This is a genomic window from Streptomyces sp. NPDC002088, assembly GCF_040296605.1.
GTDB lineage: Bacteria > Actinomycetota > Actinomycetes > Streptomycetales > Streptomycetaceae > Streptomyces.
This window is the reverse complement of the sequence record NZ_JBEOXO010000045.1, coordinates 32,874-53,332: the sequence shown is the minus strand read 5'-3', so window position 1 is coordinate 53,332 and position 20,459 is coordinate 32,874. Positions and strand designations below refer to the sequence as shown.

The following is a 20,459-nucleotide window of genomic DNA, read 5'->3' as shown; positions in this document are numbered from 1 at the left end:
CGGCGCCGGCCCCCCGGGGGGGGGGGGGGCCGCCCCGCCGGGGCCCCCCCCCCCCTCCCGCCCCGCGGGGGGGGGCCCCGGGGGGGGGGGGGGGGGGCGCGCCCCCCCCCCCCCCCCCCGACGATGGCGGCGAAGTCGCGTGGCGGCAGGTCAGTTCCTCGAACGCCCAGCCGCGCCCGGTCGGAGGCGGGATGACGACCTCGGTGAGGAGCTCATCCGGTTCCACGGCGGTCCGGAAGGTCGCGACGAAGAAGTCCTCAGCGGTGACCGTGCGGGTGCCGCGCGGTCCGGCGATGACGAAACGGGCGTCCAGTGCCAGCGCCGTGGCGGGCAGTTCGGCGGCAGGGTCGTGGTGGGCGAGTCTGCCGAAGACGGTGCCGCGGTTGCCGAACTGTGGATGCCCGATGTGCTCGCTGGCGGCCGCCAGCAGGGGCCAGCCATCGCGCACCGCGGGGTGCGCGGCGGCCCGGGCCTGGCATACGGCGGCGCCGATGTGCAGGGCTCCGGACGCGTCCACGCCAAGACGGTCGGGCTCGGGCACTCGGCCGCGACGCGACGCGGACGTCCTGGCGGGCGGCGCACCGGCCCGCGAGCGGTACGGCGTCGGTGACGACGACGCCTTCTCGGCGGGACTGACCTGCGATGACGTTGTGCGACGCCCGACCCGCCTTCGCGGATGCGCACCGGTTCCCGGACGCCCACGAGGTCGTCATCCAGGAGTTCGCCCATGGCCCCGTTTGACGCGCCCGCCGATCTTCTGCAGCTGCGGCACCCCAAGGCGGTACGTGCGTGCTCCTGGGCCCTCCCTGCGCTGCCTCGGCCTCAGGCGTGACGACGGGTCAGTTCTCCCGGCATGCCACGTCGCTGAAGCCGGCAAGCGCGCAAACGGCGGGCCGCCCGTCAACGGTGCGGGGAGCGCCCGCCCACCCAGCACCGTGCCGAACGGTACGTCACTGTGTCACGAGCACGTCGTGTCACGTGCGGGGAGTGTCCCGTCGAGGAGGTAGGTGTCAACTGTCCTGCTCGCGCACTGGTTTTGGGGATACGACCCGTGGCCTTCGGCCCGCACGGTCAGCAGGACGCCGACCTTCTCGCCCAGCTCGCTCACCATGTGCCCGGCTCCCGCGTACGGCGTCGTCGGATCGCCGGTGTTGGCGACGACCAGGATCGCAGGAGCACCGTCCGCGCTGACGTCGGGGGTGGCGCGCTCACCGTGGAACGGCCAGTCGTAGCAGAGGTAGACACTGAGGGACCAGGCTTCCCCGAAGACGGGAGAGGCCGCCTCGGTCTCCTTGATCCATTGCTCGGCCCGGGTGTATCCGGGGCGCAGGTTGGAGTCGGCGCAGGTGATCGCGACAAGGGCGGATGTGCCATTGCCTCCTGTGGGCTCACTGCGGGCGCCGGCCCGGGGCAGGGCCCGGGCGCCCGGGGCGTGGTCGTACGCCTTCTTCATCAGTTTGCTGCCGGTGCCCTGCTCCATGACCTCGCGGAGCGCCTTCACCAGCGGCCCCCAGCCTTCCTTGCCGAGGTCCAGGTAGTTCGAAATGGCGTGGGCGGCGAGGTCGCCGTCGAGTTTCTCGTCGCCGCCGGTGGCGGCGGGAGTCTTCTTGAGCTTGTCCAGCAGCTCGATGACGCGTTGGTCGGCCTGCTCGGGGTCGCTGCCGGTGGGGCAGTCGTCGTAGGCGTCCGCGCAGTGGCGCGCGAAGCGGTCGAAGGCGGACTGGACGGCCTTGACCTGGCTGATGTTTTCCTGCAGAAGGTTCTGCGTCGGGTCGACCGGGGCTTCGAGCACGAGCCTGCCGACGTTCTTGGGGAACAGGTGGGCGTACACGCCGCCCAGTTCGGTGCCATAGGAGACACCGAAGTAGTTCAGCTTCTGGTCACCGAGGAGATAGCGCATCAGGTCCAGGTCGCGCGCCGTCTGCGCGGTGCCGACGTACGGCAGGAGCCTTCCGGAGTGCTTCTCGCAGACGTCGCTGCCCTCGTACGCCTTCTCCCCGCAGTTGACGGGGATGGTCCCGCCGACACCTCGCGGATCGAAGCTGACCAGGTCGTAGCGCTGCCCCAGCGAGGCGTAGTCGCCCGCGAACTCGGGGAGCCCCATGACACCGGACACGCCCGGTCCTCCGAAGTTCAGGACGAGCGAACCGATGCGCTTCCGCTCCGGTCCGGTGGCCCTCTTGCGAATCAGGGCGACGTCGATCGCGCGGCGGCCGGGCCTTCGGTAGTCCAGCGGCGCCTTCATGGTGGCGCATTCCCAGTCACCGCCCGGAGCGTCACCGCCGCCCTGAGCCGCGGAAGGTGCCGGGCAGGCGGACCAGTTGAGCCGCTGGCCGGCGGTGAAGGCCGCGGGCAGCCCCGCTGGCGGGTTCGTCGCCTTGGCCGACGTGGGCGGACGCGAGTCCGAGCCCCGGTCCGAGAGGGCATCGCACCCGGTCCCCGCCGCCACCACGACGACGGCGAGCAGGCCCGCGGCAGCGCGGCGCCCCAGAGCGGCCGACACCCCGCCCCACCGCACACGCCAGACCGAACACCCCGATATCCAGTTCCGCGCACCCATCCCCGAGTCCCCCACCTCCCGGCACACGTGAACGCCGTGTCCCCTCAAACGCCGCTCGCAGAAGCCTACGCAGCCGGTGCACCCACACGTACTTCAGGCCGGGACTCACGGCCGCGCCCCTCACCTGATGCACTGTGGTGCCGGGCAGGCTCGGCAGCGCAGCGCAGTCCGTGACGGACTCCGTGCCGGCCCGGCCCCACGGCAAGCGGACGACCCCGTCGGGATCCACGAAAGCGGTTCCGCGAGGGCACCGTGCTCATCGTGGACGGCACTCTCGTGCCCACCCGGGACCACGCCGTCGCCGAGCAGTCGAAGAATTATCGGTACGCCACCAACCACCAGGTCGTCATCGACGCCGACAGTCAGCAAGTTGTTGTCGTGGGTCGCCCGGTGCCCGGCAACCGCAACGACTGCAAGGCCTGGTCCGAGTCCGGAGCAAAGGCGGCGGTCGGCAACCAGAAGCAGGTGCGCGCCGGCGTCGAGCACGTCTTCGCACGGATGAAGACCTGGAAGATCCTGCGCGATTGCCGACTCAGGAGCGACGGGGTCCACCACGCCATGCTCGGCATCGCCCGCCTGCACAACCTCGTCCAAGCCGCATAGCGGGCTACCCCATTCGGCGTTCGATGGAATGGTCACAAGTGGCCATGCTCCCTGCCGCCGTGATCAGGTGCCTGATACCTCAGTACACTCTGATCCCGTGGTTGACGAGTGACCGCACCTTTGTCTCGCTCTCGAAATCGACGAACGTGGGGGCTCACTCGTGGATGGAGCACTGATTCGGCCGCACGCTTCGCCGTAGCTGCCGGAAAGGACCAAGGCGTTGAAAGAGTACATCCTCTTCGATCACGACGGCGTTCTGGTGGATACCGAATTCTGGTATTACAAGGCCGGCGAACGCGCCCTGGCGGACGTCGGTCTGACTTTGGATAAGGATCAATACCTCCGGGACATGAACCAGGGATTGGGTACGTGGACCCAAGCCAGGGCGGCAGGCATTGACGAACAGACCATCAGCAGGCAGCGCGTGGCTCGCGATGATTATTATCAGGAATATCTGAGAAAAGAAGCCATTGAGATCGAAGGCGTCGTCGAAGCTCTTGCCGAACTGTCAAAATACGTTCGCATGGCCATCGTGACGACTGCGAAGCGTCGGGATTTTGAAGTTATCCACGAAAAGCGCCAGATGAGACAATTCATGGATTTTGTCCTTGTTCGCGAGGACTACAAGCTCGCCAAGCCGCACCCGGAACCCTACCTGACCGGCCTCAAGCGCTTCGGAGCCACCAAAGAAGAGACGCTGGTTGTAGAGGATTCGGCCAGGGGGCTGAACTCGGCTGTGGCGGCCGGTATCGATTGCGCCATCGTCTATAACGACTTCACAAAATCACATGACTTCTCGCAGGCCAGCCATCGCATCGAAGCCCTGATCGAATTGAAGGACATCGTCCGTCATGTGAACTGAAGAAGCATTGATCAGCGTGCATCGGCGTCAGCCCCACGAACGCTCCGAGATCCGTATCGACAATCGGATCGCGACGGCGGCATGCGCCCTCGTCATCCGGAGTGAGTTCCTTCGCGCGTGGTGCGCTCGAGCCCCTCGACGTCGATGTGGCGGGTGGAGTACACGCCGACTCGCGAGCTGATCGGCCCCGAGGTTTGGGAGCCGGGTCGGCTGGAAGTGCACGACAGCGGCTCAAGGAGCACGGTCGCCACGACCAACGCCGCAGCCAGCAACCGCCCGAAGGGCAGAACTGGAGGTGACTCCGGGGAGTTGAGCGTTTCCCGTTCGGTTGGTTTGACCACCTGTTAGCGTGCGCGGATGGAAGATCTGGGACCCATAACCTGGCCGCCTGAGCCGATCAGGACCGAGAGGCTCGTACTCCGTGAGCCCGAGGCCCGGGACCGTGCGGCGTTCATCGAACTGCTCGCCTCGCCAGAGGTGCACACCTACCTCGGCGGCCCCCGGCCGCGTGACGAGATTGAGCGCGAGATGCCCGAGGTGCCCGAGCGGTGGCCGGGGAGTTTCGTCGTTGAGCTCGACGGGGCGATGATCGGCCAGATCCTGCTCAGGAGAGCAACGGGGCACCGTCGCCCGGCTGCCGCGGGGAAGGCCGATCTCGGCTACCTGTTCCTGCCGCGGGCGTGGGGATTCGGATACGCCGCCGAGTCGTGCGCGGCGGCACTCGGCTGGCTCGCAGGCGTGCTTCCCGGCGAGCCGGTGGTGCTCGCCACCCAGACTGCCAACGTCGGCTCGATGCGTCTCGCGGCGAAGCTGGGGTTCACTGAGGTAGAGCGGTTCGAGGCCTGGGGCGCCGAGCAGTGGCTCGGCCTGCGGTCCCCGGTCACACCGTCCGCTTGAGCCCAAGGTCGCCAGGTCGGGTAGCCCGAGGGTGAGACTCCCTCGGGCTACCCGACCTCGCGCGGGTGCACCCACAGAATGTCCAGGTGGTCGGTGCGGAGCCGGCGCAGCGACGCCTCTCCCACGGTGCCGACGGTGTCATGCTGCTGGCCCTGCGCGAGAACGATCCACTGGCGAAGGTGGCCGAGGCAGGGGGCGTCCCTGTCGTGCACGGAGGCCGCCCCCTGGACCGGGCCCCGCGCTGGTACGTGGACGCCGACAACCGGGGTGGGGCCCGCCAGGCCGTGGAGGACCTGATCTCGACGGGCCGTCACGCCATCGGCACCGTCACCGGCCCGCAGGACATGCACGCGGGTGTCTCCCGCTACCTGGGCTTCCGCGAGGCGGTCGCCCTGGCCGGTCTGACGGACCATCGTGTGGTCCACTCCGACTTCAGCGAGGCGGGCGGCGCCGAGGCGACCGCCCGCCTGCTCGACGAAACCCGGATCTGGACGCGGTGTTCGTCGCCTCGGACGCCATGGCGGCCGGTGCCCTGCGCGTTCTGCGCCAGCGCGGCCGTGCCGTCCCCGAGGACGTCGCGGTCGTCGGGTTCAACGACATCCTCACTGCCCAGCACACCCAGCCGGCCCTGGCCACGATCCACCAGCCCATCGTGGCCCTCGGCAGCGAGACGACCCGGATGCTGGTGCGCGTGCTGAGCGGCGAGGAGCCGACGCCCCTGCCGACAGAACTGGTCACCAGGGGATCCGCGTACCGCGACTGTCCCCACCTGTTGGAGCGCACGGCGACGGCCCTGTCCTCGTGACGCGCGGCCGCCGCCGTCCTTGGTCCCACAGTCCCTCAGTCCCAGAGGATCAATACGCCGTCGTCCGGGACTCCAGATAGTCCTTCAGGAACGCGTACTTGGCGTCGCTGTCGGCCGCCGGGAGGGTGGCGAAGTGGTCGCCGAGTTCCATGGAGAGCGGCTTCGTCGTACGCAGGGCGGGCCAGGCGGGCAGGGAGCGGCCGTTGGGGTTGCCGGTGGCCACGAAGTTCGCGACGTACGAGGACGTGGTGTCGGCGATCGCGTAGTCGGCGTCGGTCCAGGGGCGGTCGGTGCCGTAGAGGTTGCCGAAGAGGTAGTACTTCTCGGCGCCGTGGTACGCGCCGGCGCCGTTGGCGGGCTCGATCGGGTTGGTGGGGTCGGAGCCGGGCGGGGCATGGGTCCACCAGTAGTTGTAGATCGGGCTGCGGTTCCCGGCGGTGTTGCGGAACTGGGTGCCCCACAGGAAGGTGGAGACACGTTCCTCGTCGCGCGCGTAGTTGTTGTACTGCGCGGACGCCTCCGCGTCGGTGGTGGCGGGGTAGAGCGCGAGGAAGTCGGCTGCCTTGTCGCCGAAGGTCGTCGAGGCGTACGCCTGGTACTGGGCGACGGTCATCGCCAGGGTCACCGAGGCGCCGTTCTCGTCCTTGTTGTTGCCGGTGAACACCGGTACGTCGGCCTCGGCGCCGGACTCCATGGCGGCGGTGTAGCTGGTCGGCAGTACATAGCCGTCCAGGACGTTGCCGAAGTCGGTGCCAACGGCCGGTGCGCCGGACGCGTAGACCTTCGCCACGATCTCGTCGGCGGTCAGCGCCCGCAGGCCGGCCAGCGAGGAGGCGCCCATGTAGGTGCCGAACGCGGTGCCGTTGGCCTCCGCCGCGGCGAGGGTGTCGTAGCCGCCCGCCACATGGCCGAGCGCCGGGTCCTTGGTGTACTGCACGCCCGCCGCCAGCAGCGCCCGGTGGTACAGGCCCCGGGCCAGCTTCGAGATCATCAGGATGTTGACGAACGACGAGCCGTGCGACCAGCCGGCGATGGTCACCCGGTCCGGGTCACCACCGAACGCGGCGATGTTGTCCCGGATCCACTTCAGTGCCGCCACCGTGTCCAGCACGCCCCAGTTGCCGGAGCCGCCGTGCCCGCCCTCGGCGCTCAGTTCGGGGTGGGCGAGGTTGCCGAAGGCGCCGACGCGGTGGTTGTAGGTGACGACGACCGCGCCCTTGGCGGCCAGGTTGGCGCCGTCGTAGACCGGCTGTGAGGCCCACATGGCGGAGTTGCGGCCGCCGTAGATCCACACGAACACCGGGCGGCGCTCACGCGAACCGGCCGCGCCCGTCCAGATGTTGAGGTTCAGGCAGTCCTCGCTCAGCGGCGGCACCTTTTCGGCGGCGATGCCTGTGACCGGCTGGGGGCAGGCGGCGCCCCAGGTGTCGGCCGCGCGTACGCCCTTCCAGGACGGCGCGGGCTGCGGCGCGCGCCAGCGGTTCTCGCCGGCGGTCGAGGCCGCGTAAGGGATGCCCTTGTAGACGGTGATCCCGTCCAGGGCGGCCGGGACACCGGTCACCAGGCCGGATCGCGTGCGCACCGGACGGTCGGCGGCGGCGCGGGAGGTGGCCGATGCGGGCCCGGCCGTCAGGCCGCCCAGCAGAGTGGCGCCGGCCGCGGCGCCGACGGCGCTCCCGAGTACACGGCGGCGGCCGATGCCCTCGGTGTCGTGGTCGGGGTGGGGGACGTCTCTCAAGCTCACAGGGGCTCCCTGTCGCAATGGAGGAACGGACGCTCCAGACGCACGGCTCGGCGTCCGTCCCGTCTTCGGTTGAGTCGTCTCATGCTGTGGTCGTTTCAAGAAGTGCAACAAGCGGTGTCACATGGACTCACAGCTTCCACTGCGCACCCTCAAGTTGCGTTCCATGCGGTTGACAGCGCCGGGCTTGGACGGGGTGAGGCACTTGCCTTCACTTTTCGTGGCCAGCATCCCGAATCCGCAACTTAAGCATTCGCTCCCGAGGTGGACGGCTCCGCTTGGCTCCGTCCTAACGTGACGGCCCCGCAAGGTCGTTTGACGTGGAGGACTGGCATGAGCAGAAGCAGTGGACGTTCCCGTGTGCTGGGCGCAGCGCTCGTCATCGGGCTGACGGTGTCCGCCTGCTCGGGTGGGGGAACGGCCGCGCAGGCCGGAAAGGTGGCCAGCACCGACGGGGCCGCGCCCAAGGGTGTGACGCTCACGCTGTGGCACAACACAGCCGATTCGCAGGCTCTGTTGGACCTGTACAAGGCGTACGAGAAGAAGTCCGGCAACACGATCAAGCTGGTCGACATTCCGGCCGACAGCTTCCCCAGCACCGTGCAGACCAAGTGGGCCACCGGCGCCCGTCCGGACATCCTGGAGTGGCACGGCAACCAGACCGATGCGCTCTCGCTCAACGCCGCCGGAACCATGCTCGATCTGAGCGAACTCCCCTTCGTGCAGAAGGAGGGCGACCTGGCCGACGTCTCCGGCAGCGTCGACGGCAAGACCTACGCGGCCACGATCGGCCCCCTGTCGATTTCGGGGATCTTCTACAACAAGCAGGTCTTCGAGAAGGCCGGCCTGGAACCTCCGCAGACGTACGCCGACCTGGCCGCCGACTGCAAGGTCCTCAAGGCGAAGACGCCCGGTGTCGCCCCGATCTTCGAGGCGGGCGGCTCCCAGTGGCCGCCGCAGATCCTCAGCGCCTTCAACTACCTGGCCGACACCAACGAGAACCAGACGTACGACACCGCGGTCCTCACCGGCAAGGCCGAACTAAGCGACGCGAACGGCCCGTTCGTGGCCGGTCTGACCGCCTACGACCAGCTGCGCAAGGCAGGCTGCTTCAACGCGGACCGCACCACCGCCAAGTGGGAGGACCAGATGAAGGCGGTCCTCGACGGCAAGGCAGCGATGGTGGCGCAGAACTCGGACAGCATCGGTCTGCTGAACGCCGACGCGAACGGCGACACCGCCAAGGCCGACGCGGCGGTCGGCTTCGTCGGCGTCTCGGCCACCAAGGCGGTCACCACCTACGCGCCCAGCCCCCTCGGCACCTACTACGTGCCGAGCACCGGCGATTCACAGAAGGAGCGCGCCGCGGTCGACTTCATCGAGTTCGTCACCGGAGACGGGTACGCGGACTACGTCGCGGAAGCAAAGATCATCCCGACGCTGTCCGGTGTCACGACGCCCGAACTGCAGGGGCTTCTCCAGGATGTGAAGAAGGCGTACGACCAGGGCTCCACGCTCTCCTTCAACTCCGAGATCCCGGGCTTCGGCAACTTCGGCCCCGAGTCCTCCAAGCTGCTGGCCGCCCAGGAGACGCCCCAGCAGACGGCGAAGAAGATGCAGGCGTTCTACCAGCAGGCCGCGGCCGCGGCCAAGCAGTGACGCGGCTGGTGAGCAGCGAGATGACCTCACGTCGCCATGCGCCCCCGGCCGCCGAGACCGATACCGGTGGCGGGCCGGGACTCAACCGGCCCCAAAAAGGCGGAAGTCGGCCGACGGACCGCTCCCTCCTGCACCCGCGTCGCAGGCTGTACCACTACGCCTTCGCGCTGCCCTCGATCTGCCTGGTGCTCGTCTTCTTCGTCGTCCCGTTCGTCGCCAACGCGTTCTTCGCGTTCGTACAGTGGACCGGCTACAGCAGCACGCTGACGTGGACCGGTCTGAGCAACTTCGAACTGCTGGACCAGGTCGGCCTCCTCAAGCACGCGATCACGGTGACGGCCGTCTACGCCGTCACCGCGATGGCGGTACAGAACGCCGTCGGTCTCGCCCTGGCCACCGCGTTGCAGCGCACCAGCCGCGTCAACACGGTCTTCCGCTCGCTCTTCTTCGTCCCTGTCCTCATCTCCCCGCTGGCCGCCGGCTACATCTGGGCGGCGGTCCTGGACGAGCACGGCCCGGTCAACGCCTTCCTGTCGGCCGTGCTGCCGGGCGACTTCCACTACGCGTGGCTCGGGCACGACACCTCCGCGCTCCTGCTGGTCGCCTCCATCGACGCCTGGAAACTGAGCGGACTGATCACGCTGGTGTACATCGCCGGACTGAACCGGATCCCCGAACAGGTCCTCCAGGCGGCGACCCTCGACGGCGCGGGCGCCTGGCGCCGGTTCTGGTCGGTCAAGCTTCCGCTGCTCGCGCCGGCCGTGACGTTCAACGTCACCGTCTCGCTCGTCGGCGCGTTCAGCGCACTGGACGTCGTCTTCTCCACCACCGCGGGCGGTCCCGGTGACGCCACCACGCTGCTGAACGTCGCCGTCTACACGCAGTACGGGCAGAGCTTCTTCGGCACGGCGAGCGCGCTGAGCTTCGTCGTCACCCTGATGGTGATCGTCACCGCCGTCCCGCTCATGAGCTGGCTGCGCCGACGAGAGGTACAGATGTGACAGGGGTACAGATGTGACTACGACCCACCTGACCCCCAAGACGGCAGGGCGGCTGCGCACCGGCGTCCGCTACCTGTTCCTCACCCTCTTCGCCATCCCCTGGATCGCCGTCCCGTTCTGGCTGCTGATCGTCAACTCCTTCAAGACGCAAGGTGATTCGAGCGTCCTGTCGCTGAGCTGGCCCGAGCACTGGAACGCCGGCGCCAACTACCGCACGGTGATCGAACAGGGCTCGTACTTCCTCGGGCTGCGCAACAGCCTGCTGCTGGCCGCTCCGACCATCCTCGCCGTACTGCTGCTCGGGTCGATGGCTGCCTGGTCGTACGGCCGGTCCGGGTCCCGGGCGCTGCGGCTGGCGTACTACACCTCGGCGCTGTCCATCGTCCTGCCACCCGCGATCATTCCCACGATCTACGTGCTGACCCAACTCGGCCTGAACGGCACGCAGTTCGGCTACATGCTCGTGATCGCCGGAACCCGGCTCGGCGTGGTGATCTTCCTGACCACCGGTTTCGTACGCACCCTGCCGCACGACTTCGAGGAGGCGGCGCAGCTCGATGGGGCGAACAAGTGGCAGATCTACTGGCGGATCGTCCTGCCCATGCTCACGCCGGTGCTGTTCACCGGCGCGGTGATGCTGATCATCTCGGTGTGGAACGACTTCTACTTCGCGCTGTTCCTGCTGCGTGGATCCGAGCGGGCCACCCTGCCGCTGACGCTGTACCAGTTCGCGTCGACGTCCACGCACGGCGTCGCCTGGAACCTGGTCTTCGCCCATGTCGTGCTCACCAGCCTGCCGTTGATCCTCATCTACGTCGTGCTGCAGAGACGGGTGCTGAGCGGGCTCACCGAGGGAGGCGTGACCGGCTGAGCAACCTTCCGTAGACCTACTCAGAACCCCGACTTCATCGGAAGGCATCCATGCGCCTGACACCCCTGCACGACCTGACCGAGGAGCAGACCCGGCTCAAGTCGGGTCTCACGGCTCGCCGCGGCGGGGTCCACGGTCCCTTCGGGGCTCTGCTCCACAGCCCTCGCCCGGGAGAGCTGGTGGAGGAACTCAGCTCCTACTGCTCACGCGAATCCCGGCTTCCCGAGCGGCTGCGCGAACTGGCCCTGCTCGTCGCCGCGCGCTGCTTCGACGCGCAGCACTCGTGGATCGCCCACGTCGACAAGGCCGTGGCGGCCGGCGTGGACCGCGCCGCACTGGAGCGGCTGGCCCGTGGCGAGGAACCCCGGTTCGCCCGGTCCGACGAGGAGCTTCTGCACCGGTTCGCGAGCCAGGCGCTGCTGGAGCACTTCGTCGACGACGACACGTATGCGGGCGCGCTCAAGGAGTTCGGCGAACCCGCACTCGTCGACCTGGTCATCTCCCTCGGCACCTTCACGACGCTCGCCCTGATCCTCAACACCTTCCAGGTGGACCTGCGGCCCGACCGTGAACCGCCCTTCCCTGACGTCCGCGGCTTCCAGCGGCTCCACCCCTGACCCCCTCGGGAGAAACCCTTGCCCACGGAGTACTCGCAGCTTTCTCCGGACACCACCGGCCAAGCGGCCCCCCGTCTGCGCGCCGGGGCCGTGAAGGCCGAGATCACCCCGGACGACCTCACCAACCTGCACCCCATGCCCGGTGAGTTCTCCGGCGTGCACGACCCCCTCTTCCTGCGCGCGCTGTATCTCGGCGACGGGGAGACGGAGACGGCCCTGGTGTCCCTGGATCTCATCGAGGCCGGCGACATCACCCCGCTGCGCGAGCGGATCCAGCGGGAACTCGGCATCCCCGCCGACCACGTCGTCGTCACCGCGACCCACACCCACAACGCCCCCCGGATCGCGGACGTCTCACCCGGGGCGCTCGCCCACGCGGGGGGCCCGGAGTCGTACGCGTACACCGAGGTCGTCTACGACCGTGTCGTCGCCGCGCTCCACAAGGCCCGCGCCGAAGCCCGCCCCGCCCGCTTCGGCGTGGGGACCGGCACCGCCGACGTCAACGTCAACCGGGAGCAGTACGCCGACGGCAGATGGATCCTCGGGCACAACCCCGAGGGGCCGTCGGACAAGACGGTCTGGGTGCTGAAGTTCGAGGCCCTGGACGGCGATCCGATTGCCGTGGTGGTCAACTACGCGGTGCACTCGACGGTGGTGTTCGGCTCGGGCGAGATCAGCGGCGATCTGGCCGGTGCCGCCTGCCGTTACATCGAGGACCACTTCGAGGACTTCAGCGAGGGCCACCGCGACGGCGACACGGTGGCCCTGTGGACCCCCGGCCCGCTCGGCGACCAGGCGCCCCGCGTGGACCTCGGGCTGCCGTTCGGCGTCGCACCCACCGAGCGGCACAAGGCCCGCGCCTACGCGGCCATGGACGCCCAGGGGCTGATCGTCGGCGCGGAAGTACTGCGCGTGGCGGCCACCATCACCGAACTCACCTCCTCCGTCCGGATCGGCGCCGAACAGCGCACCGTGCCGTGCCCGGTGAAGGAGGGCCAGGACGTCATGTCGACGATGCGGCAGGAACTCGTCGACACCGTCCCGCTGCGCCTCGCCCTCATCACACTGGCCGACGTGGCCCTGGCCGGCGTGTCCGGCGAGGTCGTCACCGACATCTACCGGCGTCTGGCGGGACGTTCCCCGCTCGCCCGCACGCTGCTGATCTCCATCGCCAACGACCGGATCGGCTACCTGCCCGACGACGCGCGCTTCGACCGGCCCGTCCACTCGGTCAACGGATGCCCCATCGCGCGCGGCCACGCCGAGACCGCCATCGTGGAGGGCGTGTCCGACATGATCGCCCGTCAGCTCCGCCTGCTTCAGGAGGCTGCACGGTGACCGCTCCCGGGCGCTCCTTCACCGCAGGCGCCGGGAAAGCCGCCGTAGAACTGCCCTTCTCCCTCCTTCCCGTCGACGGCTTCAGCTCCGTCCATGACCCGCTCCAGGTACGGGTGCTCGTCCTGGACGACGGCGAGGCCCCGCTCGCGATCGCGGTGATCGACCAGACCTCGATCTTCGACGACCAGCTTGCCCGGACGCGGAAGATCCTCCGGCAGACGTGCGGGGTGCCGCCGGACCGCTGTCTGATCGTGGCGAGCCACACGTTCTCCGCCCCCCACGTCCTGCCGCCCGACCGCGTGCCCGAGGCCGAGCGGAAGAAGAACGAGTTGCTCGCCGCCGCCGTCGACACCGCGGTGGCACGGGCCGCACACGATGCCGCGCGGACGCGGGGACCGGCCCGGACCGGCTTCGGCCGCGGCATCTGCCGCGTGGGCGTCCAGCGGGACGTGCCCACGCCGCACGGCTGGTGGCTCGGCGCCGACGACGCCGGACCGACCGACGACAGCGTGGGCGTGCTGCGGATCGACCGACCCGACGGCCGGCCGGTCGCGATCCTCGTGAACCACGCCGTCCAGCCCTCGGTGATGAACGGATCGGTGACACGGTCGGGCGAACGCCGGATCACCGCCGATCTGGCGGGCGCGACCGCCGAACGCATCGAACGACGGTACGGCGACGGCACGGTGGCGCTGTTCCTGATCGGCGCCGCCGGTGACCAGGCCCCCTACCTGACCGCCGTACGCACCACGGTGACCGACGACGGCGCACTGCTCCGCACCGACGTCCACGACGACGGATTCGCCCTGGTGGAACTGCTCGGCGAACGGCTTGCCGACGAGGCCGTGCGGGTCGCCGAGCGGATACGCGCCACCGCCGCCGTCCCACCCCTGCGCGTGCTCCACGACCGGGTGAAGGTCCCCGCCCAGGTTCCCCCGGCGGGCCTGCACGCCCTCCACCCGACCAAGGAGTACGACTTCACCCCGGCCGGCGACACCGACGCCCCGATCGTCGTCGCCCGCGTCGGTGACGCCGTCCTCGCCTGCGTGCAGGCGGAGTTGAACGCCGGCACCGGACTGGACATCAGAGCCGCCTCACCGTTCCCCGCCACCTGTGTCGTCACCATGACGAACGGCGCCGCCAAATACCTTGCGGACGCCATGAGTTACGACCGGATCACCTACGAGGCCATGAACTCCCGCTATGCGAGGGGCGCGGCCGAGAGGGTCGCCGAACGGATCTCCGAGTTGCTGCGCTCGCTCCGTCCTTGGGCGTCAGACGCCGACGGCTGAAGGATTGACGCCCGTCCTCACCCCGAGCCGCTTCAAGAATTGTCGGAACTTTTGTCATGCATATTGCTCACAATATTGCTGCGCGGTTACGTTCTCGTACGCACCGTCACTCGCACAAGCCCCACTGATGCGTCGGCCAAGTGATCTGGGAGACCAGTCGCCATGTCGCACACCACAACGCGCCGCAGAACACTGGCTCTACGGGCCTTCGCCGCCCTGACAGCCGCCTTTGTCCTCACCGCCGGCGGCAGCAGCGCCCCATCCACCGGCAAGCACCGCCTCTCCCCCCAGATCATGCACACCGGCACCGGCCCCACCGGCTACCAGGTCACCTTCCGCTACCAGGACCCCGACGCCGACCGTGTGCAGATCAAGGGCGAGTGGTACTTCGCCGACCCCTACGAGCTGTCCACGCTCACCACCGACGACGGCACCGCTCTCGAAACGCCCGGCACGCTGCCCGCCCACTGGCAGCCCGGCGACATCCCGATCGCGTACCCCAACTCCCCAGCCGCCAACTGGCCCGTGATCGACATGAAGAAGGGCCGCGACGGCGTGTGGACGTACAGCACACCGCTGCCGTCCGGAGTCTTCACCTACTCCTTCTACGTCGACTGCGCCGACGCCACCCAAGCCACCTGCACCGCCGTCTCCGACCCCGCCAACCCGCCGTGGAACGAGCAGGGCGGCAAGGTCTCCGGGACCACCGAGCGCACCAGCCAGGTGTACGTGCCTTCGGACGCATCGTTCGGGACGGTCGACTACGCCTGGCAGGGCCCGAGTTCGACCAGCGGGCACGGCACGCTCACCCACGTCACGTATCCGGCCCCGACCTCGGTCACCCCGCCCGGCGAAAACCACCTCTCCGTGTACACCCCGCCGGGCTACAACTCCGGCCGGGAGAAGCCGTATCCCACGCTCTATCTCTTCAGCGGCGACGCTACCGAGATGGACTGGAGCACACAGGGCGACGCGGGCCGCATCCTCGACAACCTCATCGCCACCAGGCAGATCCCGCCGATGGTCGTCGTCATGCCCAACACGGCCGGCTTCCCCGACTCCACCGGCTACATGTCCTTCGACCAGAACCTCACCGACACGCTCATCCCATACGTCGAGTCCCACTACCGCGTCTCCACCGCCGCCACCGATCGCGCCGCCGCCGGCCTCGGCTACGGGGCGTCCCTGACCAACTCGCTGCTCTTCGGGCACACCGCCGAGTTCGGCTCGTACGGCGTCTTCGCCCCTGGCCGGCGCGGCAACTACACGCTGCCCGACGCAGCGTCCGTCACCAGCGCCCAGGTCGCCGCGCTCAAGCAGGCCCGCATCTACGTCGGCGGCGGATGGCAGGACCCGAGCCACAACTACCACGCCGGCGAGGTCTCCCTCCTGACCGGCCTCGGCGTCTCGGTCACACCCGGCTTCGTCAACGGCGGCCACAACTGGTTCGCATGGCGCATCAACCTCAGGGACTTCCTCACCCGTACCGCCTTCTTCCCTCCCACGGCGGGGTGAACAGCCGCCCCGCAGCCCCTCCACTCAGTGATCGGGAGACCCGTATGACCGCACCAGACAGCCATGACGCCCACCCGCCGGACTCCACCCTGCGCCGACGGGAGTTCCTCGGCCGCACCGCGGGTGTCACCGCGGCCGCCGCCCTCCTCGACGTCGTAGGAACACACCCCTCGTCCGCGGCCGCGGCACAGCCGCTCGGCAGCAGACCGGTGCGGACCCAATCCGGCCTCGTCGCCGGCGTGCCCGCCTCGGCATCCGGTGTCACCGTCTTCAAGGGGATTCCGTACGCGGCTTCCACCGCAGGAAAGAACCGGTGGCGCCCGCCGCAGCCGGCGCCGTCCTGGACGGGCATCCGCAAGGCCGACACCTTCGGCGACGCACCTCCGCAGGCGTCCAGCACGCTCACGATGAGCGAGGACTGCCTCAACCTCAACATCTGGACCGGCGCCACGAGAAACGGGGAACGGCGCCCGGTGTACGTGTGGATCTACGGCGGCGGGTTCTCCGCAGGAACCGGCTCGGACCCGAGCTTCGACGGTTCGGTCCTGGCCGCCAAGGGCATCGTCGTGGTGACCTTCAACTACCGCCTGGGCGCCCTGGGTTTCCTCGCCACACCCGAACTGAACGCGGAGTCCCGCCACGACGTCTCGGGCAACTACGGTCTGCTCGACCAGATCGCGGCCCTGAAGTGGGTCCGGCGGAACATCGCCGAGTTCGGCGGAGATCCGCGCCGCATCACCGTGGGCGGCCAGTCCGCCGGCGCCGGCTCCACGAACATGCTGTCCATGTCCCCGCTGGCGACCGGACTCTTCCAGCGCTCCCTCGCCGAGAGCCAGGTCCGCTGTCCCAGCGACCCCGAACTGCGCTACCTCGGCGTGTCGCTACGCAAGATGGACACCGCCCTTGAGCAAGGACCCGCCTACGGCGCGGCGAAGGGCGCGACCACACTCACGCAGCTGCGCGCCCTGCCCTGGCAGGACTTCACGGACGGCGCCTCCCTCAAGGACGAGACGGTCGACACGAAGTCCGTCGCGAAGCCTCCGCTGTTCCGGCCCGTCGTCGACGGCTGGGTGCTCCCGGCCGGCTATCGGGCGACGTACGCCGCCCATGCCCAGAACGACGTCTGGTACCTGGCCGGCAACAACCTCGACGAGAGCGGGGCCGTACCCGAGACCGCCTTCGACTACTGGCGCGAGGCGGGCTACCCGGACCGCCCCGGCGCCCCGCCCGTCCACGTCACCCTGGACGACTACGTCACCGCCGCGCGGCGGAAGTTCGACACGATGGCCGACGAGTTCCTGCGGCTCTACCCGGCGAGTACGGACGACGAGGCCGCCCTCGCCAGCAACGACGCGGTCCGCGACAACTCCCGGGTCTCGACGTACCTGTGGGGCACGGAGTGGACCAAGGGCGCCGACCGGCCGGTGTACACGTACTTCTGGACGCACCGCCCACCGGGCCCCGACCACGACATCCGGGGCGCCTACCACGGCTCCGAGATCGTCTACTTCTTCGGCAACCTCTACCCGGGCACCCAGGGGTGGACCGACCAGGACCGCGAGATCGCCGACACCATGTCCTCCTACCTGGCGAACTACATCACCACCGGCAACCCGAACGGCCGCGGTCTGCCCCGATGGCCCGCCTACAGGCCCGATTCGCCGACCGTGATGGAGGTCGGCGAGCACTACGGGCCGATGCGGGTGGCATCCCCCGAGAGACTCGCCTTCTGGAAGCGGTACTTCGCAACGCAGGAAGCCTGGTAGAGAGGAGCGCTTCAAGTCACTGACCAGACGCGCGGCAGCCCGCCCCATGGCTGCCAGCATCGGCGCCGCATCCTTCATCGCGTCGACCGTCGAAGCAGCACTGGCATCGGCCCGTCAGGAAGGAGTTTTCCGTGTCCAGCTCGCGGTTACGTCGCTCGAGTTCCTTCAAGCGCGACCGCTCGGAGAAAGAAATACGAGCCCGACATGTTCCCCGGTGAGGATCGCGAGCCCGCCGCGGCGGGCACACTGTCCACGTCGGACGACGTAGGCGCGGACGAAGGGCCGGCTCAGGACCAGTCGCGTGTAGAGGCTGGTGATGATCGCGGGCGGAGCCCCGAACGCGGAGCCGAGGACGTCGGCGAAGACCTCGTGCTCGTCCTTCCGCAGCGGCCGCACGGACGCCGACTCCCGGGCGGACTCCTGCGCGACCCGGTCGTCCGCCGGCTTCAGCAGCATGAAGGGCTGCCGCGTGAGCGTCGTGAGCCCGTGGTCGGCGGCGACGGCGACGACCCCTTCCTCCGGCTCGCGACGCAGCCGGATGCTCCACGGAAGGCCCTGGACGTGCACCTCGGCCGCATCGCAGAGCAGGGCGATCTCCGCCTTGTCCGGGGTGGGATCCACGCTCGTGATCCCGTTGAGCGAGGAATCAGCGAGCCGGTGGTGGCCAGCAGAGCGCCATCGGGGCCACGCTCATGAAATCCGTTCGGGATGACGGCGGCGAGCTCTTCCACCGCCGTCTGAAAGGTCTGAATCACCTTCCCGGAACTGGTCCGCGACTTCCGCGAGTTGCTGGAGAAGATCTCCCACCAGCTGGATCACGTCCTCGGCAGCCGAGTGGTGATCGCCGTCGACGGACTGGACCGCCTGGGCGATGGCCAGACGGCCCGCAAATCCCTCGGCCAGTCGGTTTCTCACCGCCGCCTGCGGGCAGCCCGTACGCCCCCGATCACACTCGCCCCCGGGCGGGACGAGATCGCCAGGCTCTCCAGGGCGTGCCGGAGCATGCGGGAGTTCGGCTTCCCGTCCCCGAACTGTGGAGGAGCACCCAGGTCTTCGCCGCTTCGAAACCATTCGTGTGTCCGCGGCGAGTGACGCCGAACAGGTCCCGTCCGCTCGGGGGTGCACAGGTCGCCCGCGCGCACCGTGCGGCCGGGCTCAGACCCAGGTGTCGAGCCACATTCTGGTGCGCCAGTCGGCGTACGGGATCGTCTGTCCGGTGTAGATCGGGAAGAAATAGACGAAGTTCCAGGCGATGAGCAGGACAAGCACGCCTGCGGCCAACGCACCTCGTATGCGGCGTTTGTCAGCCGCTCCCGGCGGACCCAGCAGGGCTCCCAGCATCATCGTCACGGCCAGGCACAGGTACGGCACGAACACGACCGCGTAGAAGGAGAAGATCGTGCGGTCCTGGTACAGGAACCACGGCAGGTAACCGGCACCCACTGCACACAGGACGGCGCCGGCGCGCCAGTCGCGGCGCAGTGCCCATCGGTAGAGCAGGTACACGAGTGCGCAGCATGCCGACCACCACAGGAGCGGTGTTCCCAGGGCGAGGATCGTCTGTGAACAACCGCCCGCCGCGTGGCAGCCTTCCTGCCCGGGTTTCGGCGACTCGTAGGCGAACAGCACAGGGCGGCCGAGGACCAGCCAGCTCCAGGGGGTCGACTCATACGTGTGGGGAGTGTGCAGCCCCACATTGAACCGGTACACCCCGTACTCGTAGTGCCACAGGCTGCGGAGCGGGGCGGGAATCCATGACCAGGTGCCGCCGCGGCCGTCCGCCCAGTGGCGTCCGTAGCCGTTGTCGGACAGGAACCAGCCGGTCCAGGACGTCAGATACGTCACGACAGCGACCGGAACGAGGGACAGCAGCGACCAGCCGAGGTCCTTGCGCAGCACCGCGCGGTAGGGGCGGTACGCCCCCGCTACGCGGCGAGCGCCGACGTCCCACAGCAGGGTGAGGATCACGAAGAAGGCGAGGAAGTACAGGCCGTTCCATTTGGTCGAGGCCGCCAGTCCCAGGAAGAGGCCGGCTGCGAGCCGCCAGGGACGCACTCCCGTCCCGGCATGGTCGCCGGTGTGTCCGTCCGGGCGTACCGGGCCGTCCTCGTCGACCGGCAGGGCTGCCGCGAGCCGGGATCGTGCGTGGTCCCGGTCGAGCAGCAGGCATCCGAACGCCGCCAGCACGAAGAGCATGACGACGAGGTCCAGCAGCGCGCTGCGGCTCATCACCAAATGCAGACCGTCCACCGCCATCAGCGCGCCGGCCAGGCAGCCCAGCAGTGTCGAACGGAACAGGCGGCGTCCTATCCGGCACAGCATCAGTACCGACAGCGTGCCCAGGACCGCCGTCATGAAGCGCCAGCCGAACGGGTTGAGGCCGAACATCCACTCGCCGAGGGCGATCACCCACTTGCCCGTCGGCGGGTGCGCGACGAAGGACCCGGTGTCGGAGAGCGGGATCACCTGGGGATCGGCCAGGATCTGCGGGTTGGCGATCTTGCCATCCGGCCAGGTGCTCTCGTAGCCGAGCCGCAGCAAGGACCAGGCGTCCTTGGCGTAGTACGTCTCGTCGAATACGACCGCCCGCGGGCTGCCCAGATGCCAAAAGCGCGGCAGCCCGGCGATGAGCGCCACCAGCAGCGGCCCGCCCCATCCGGACCAGCGCGCCAGCCGGCACGCCGCTGCCGGGGAGAGCCCGAGCGTGCACCACGGCCGGGAACCGGGTTCGGGAAAGGGCACGACCAGGCGGTCGCGTACGGATGTACGCGGGCGCTCGACGTGCCCGAAGCGGCGCAGCCGCTGCTCCCAGGAGATCGGCCGGCGATTCGCCGCCTCCTGTGGCTCGTCGACGAACGCGGGCGCGTTCTCATGGATCACGTGGTGAGCTTTCTGACTCGTGGAGAGCAGGACGAGCGGGGATCAGCTGCCC

General features: G+C 69.0%; 17 protein-coding genes and 1 pseudogene. 12 read left to right on the top strand and 6 right to left on the bottom strand.

Annotation, left to right across the window (positions count from 1 at the left end; all coding sequences use genetic code 11):
* Both ABT114_RS47120 and ABT114_RS47115 read right to left on the bottom strand, forming a co-directional pair.
* Positions 1 to 517, bottom strand: a 517-nt coding sequence (locus ABT114_RS47120; RefSeq protein WP_351152631.1) for an FAD binding domain-containing protein, incomplete at its 3' end; no start/stop codon positions are given.
* Between the two features lie 441 nt (positions 518 to 958).
* A complete protein-coding gene (locus tag ABT114_RS47115; protein WP_351152628.1) occupies positions 959 to 2,560 on the bottom strand; it encodes an alpha/beta hydrolase in 1,602 nt (533 codons plus the stop codon).
* A gap of 225 nt (positions 2,561 to 2,785) precedes the next feature.
* Here ABT114_RS47115 and ABT114_RS47110 point away from each other — a divergent pair.
* The 3 genes and pseudogenes from ABT114_RS47110 to ABT114_RS47100 form a co-directional block, all read left to right on the top strand.
* A pseudogene (locus tag ABT114_RS47110) lies at positions 2,786 to 3,163 on the top strand (transposase); the annotation flags it as partial.
* Positions 3,164 to 3,383: 220 nt separating this feature from the next.
* On the top strand, positions 3,384 to 4,025 hold the full coding sequence (locus ABT114_RS47105; RefSeq protein ID WP_351152626.1) for an HAD family hydrolase: 642 nt from the start codon (positions 3,384 to 3,386) through the stop codon (positions 4,023 to 4,025).
* A gap of 357 nt (positions 4,026 to 4,382) precedes the next feature.
* Positions 4,383 to 4,922 carry a GNAT family N-acetyltransferase gene (locus tag ABT114_RS47100; RefSeq protein WP_351152624.1) on the top strand — a complete coding sequence of 180 codons (540 nt, stop codon included), beginning with the start codon at positions 4,383 to 4,385 and terminating at the stop codon, positions 4,920 to 4,922.
* Positions 4,923 to 4,969: 47 nt separating this feature from the next.
* On the opposite strand, the gene ABT114_RS47095 is transcribed toward ABT114_RS47100, so the two are convergent.
* The gene (locus ABT114_RS47095; protein ID WP_351152621.1) at positions 4,970 to 5,335 is read right to left on the bottom strand and encodes a hypothetical protein; all 366 of its coding nucleotides are present in this window, start codon (positions 5,333 to 5,335) and stop codon (positions 4,970 to 4,972) included.
* A gap of 83 nt (positions 5,336 to 5,418) precedes the next feature.
* Here ABT114_RS47095 and ABT114_RS47090 point away from each other — a divergent pair, with 83 nt between their 5' ends.
* A complete protein-coding gene (locus ABT114_RS47090; RefSeq protein ID WP_351152619.1) occupies positions 5,419 to 5,727 on the top strand; it encodes a substrate-binding domain-containing protein in 309 nt (102 codons plus the stop codon).
* Positions 5,728 to 5,776: 49 nt separating this feature from the next.
* Here the strand turns inward: ABT114_RS47090 and ABT114_RS47085 are convergent, their stop codons facing one another.
* Positions 5,777 to 7,471, bottom strand: a complete 1,695-nt coding sequence (locus tag ABT114_RS47085) for a carboxylesterase/lipase family protein (RefSeq protein ID WP_351152616.1) — start codon at positions 7,469 to 7,471, stop codon at positions 5,777 to 5,779.
* 330 nt (positions 7,472 to 7,801) lie between these two features.
* Here ABT114_RS47085 and ABT114_RS47080 point away from each other — a divergent pair, with 330 nt between their 5' ends.
* The 8 genes from ABT114_RS47080 to ABT114_RS47045 all read left to right on the top strand — a co-directional run bounded on the left by ABT114_RS47080 (position 7,802) and on the right by ABT114_RS47045 (position 17,527).
* Entirely contained in the window at positions 7,802 to 9,127 is a 1,326-nt protein-coding gene (locus ABT114_RS47080; RefSeq protein WP_351152613.1) for an ABC transporter substrate-binding protein, read from the top strand.
* Positions 9,128 to 9,135: 8 nt separating this feature from the next.
* Positions 9,136 to 10,128 (top strand): carbohydrate ABC transporter permease, encoded by a 993-nt coding sequence (locus tag ABT114_RS47075; RefSeq protein ID WP_351152610.1) that lies wholly within the window; start codon positions 9,136 to 9,138, stop codon positions 10,126 to 10,128.
* 13 nt (positions 10,129 to 10,141) lie between these two features.
* Positions 10,142 to 10,999 (top strand): carbohydrate ABC transporter permease, encoded by an 858-nt coding sequence (locus tag ABT114_RS47070; protein ID WP_351152607.1) that lies wholly within the window; start codon positions 10,142 to 10,144, stop codon positions 10,997 to 10,999.
* 50 nt (positions 11,000 to 11,049) lie between these two features.
* Positions 11,050 to 11,616, top strand: a complete 567-nt coding sequence (locus tag ABT114_RS47065; RefSeq protein ID WP_351152605.1) for a carboxymuconolactone decarboxylase family protein — start codon at positions 11,050 to 11,052, stop codon at positions 11,614 to 11,616.
* Positions 11,617 to 11,634: 18 nt separating this feature from the next.
* A complete protein-coding gene (locus tag ABT114_RS47060) occupies positions 11,635 to 12,954 on the top strand; it encodes a neutral/alkaline non-lysosomal ceramidase N-terminal domain-containing protein (protein WP_351152602.1) in 1,320 nt (439 codons plus the stop codon).
* Positions 12,951 to 14,246: a hypothetical protein gene (locus ABT114_RS47055; RefSeq protein WP_351152599.1), complete on the top strand. Its 1,296-nt coding sequence runs from the start codon at positions 12,951 to 12,953 to the stop codon at positions 14,244 to 14,246. The genes ABT114_RS47060 and ABT114_RS47055 overlap by 4 nt, the downstream gene beginning before the upstream one ends.
* A 162-nt stretch (positions 14,247 to 14,408) precedes the next feature.
* The gene (locus ABT114_RS47050; protein WP_351152596.1) at positions 14,409 to 15,761 is read left to right on the top strand and encodes an alpha/beta hydrolase-fold protein; all 1,353 of its coding nucleotides are present in this window, start codon (positions 14,409 to 14,411) and stop codon (positions 15,759 to 15,761) included.
* A 44-nt stretch (positions 15,762 to 15,805) separates the two neighbouring features.
* On the top strand, positions 15,806 to 17,527 hold the full coding sequence (locus ABT114_RS47045; protein ID WP_351152594.1) for a carboxylesterase/lipase family protein: 1,722 nt from the start codon (positions 15,806 to 15,808) through the stop codon (positions 17,525 to 17,527).
* Positions 17,528 to 17,692: 165 nt separating this feature from the next.
* Here ABT114_RS47045 and ABT114_RS47040 read toward each other — a convergent pair whose 3' ends face one another.
* Positions 17,693 to 18,148, bottom strand: coding sequence for a hypothetical protein (locus ABT114_RS47040; protein WP_351152591.1), 456 nt, complete (start codon positions 18,146 to 18,148; stop codon positions 17,693 to 17,695).
* 534 nt (positions 18,149 to 18,682) lie between these two features.
* Positions 18,683 to 20,407, bottom strand: a complete 1,725-nt coding sequence (locus tag ABT114_RS47035) for a dolichyl-phosphate-mannose--protein mannosyltransferase (RefSeq protein WP_502988519.1) — start codon at positions 20,405 to 20,407, stop codon at positions 18,683 to 18,685.
* Positions 20,408 to 20,459 lie beyond the last annotated feature (52 nt).

Excerpts from the sequence above, each read along its gene's own strand:
- ABT114_RS47050 (WP_351152596.1), top strand. The coding sequence starts at position 14,409 with ATGTCGCACACCACAACGCGCCGCAGAACACTGGCTCTACGGGCCTTC.
- ABT114_RS47080 (WP_351152613.1), top strand. The coding sequence starts at position 7,802 with ATGAGCAGAAGCAGTGGACGTTCCCGTGTGCTGGGCGCAGCGCTCGTC.
- ABT114_RS47100 (WP_351152624.1), top strand. The coding sequence starts at position 4,383 with ATGGAAGATCTGGGACCCATAACCTGGCCGCCTGAGCCGATCAGGACC.
- ABT114_RS47095 (WP_351152621.1), bottom strand. The coding sequence starts at position 5,335 with ATGGTCCGTCAGACCGGCCAGGGCGACCGCCTCGCGGAAGCCCAGGTA.
- ABT114_RS47115 (WP_351152628.1), bottom strand. The coding sequence starts at position 2,560 with ATGGGTGCGCGGAACTGGATATCGGGGTGTTCGGTCTGGCGTGTGCGG.
- ABT114_RS47045 (WP_351152594.1), top strand. The coding sequence starts at position 15,806 with ATGACCGCACCAGACAGCCATGACGCCCACCCGCCGGACTCCACCCTG.
- ABT114_RS47065 (WP_351152605.1), top strand. The coding sequence starts at position 11,050 with ATGCGCCTGACACCCCTGCACGACCTGACCGAGGAGCAGACCCGGCTC.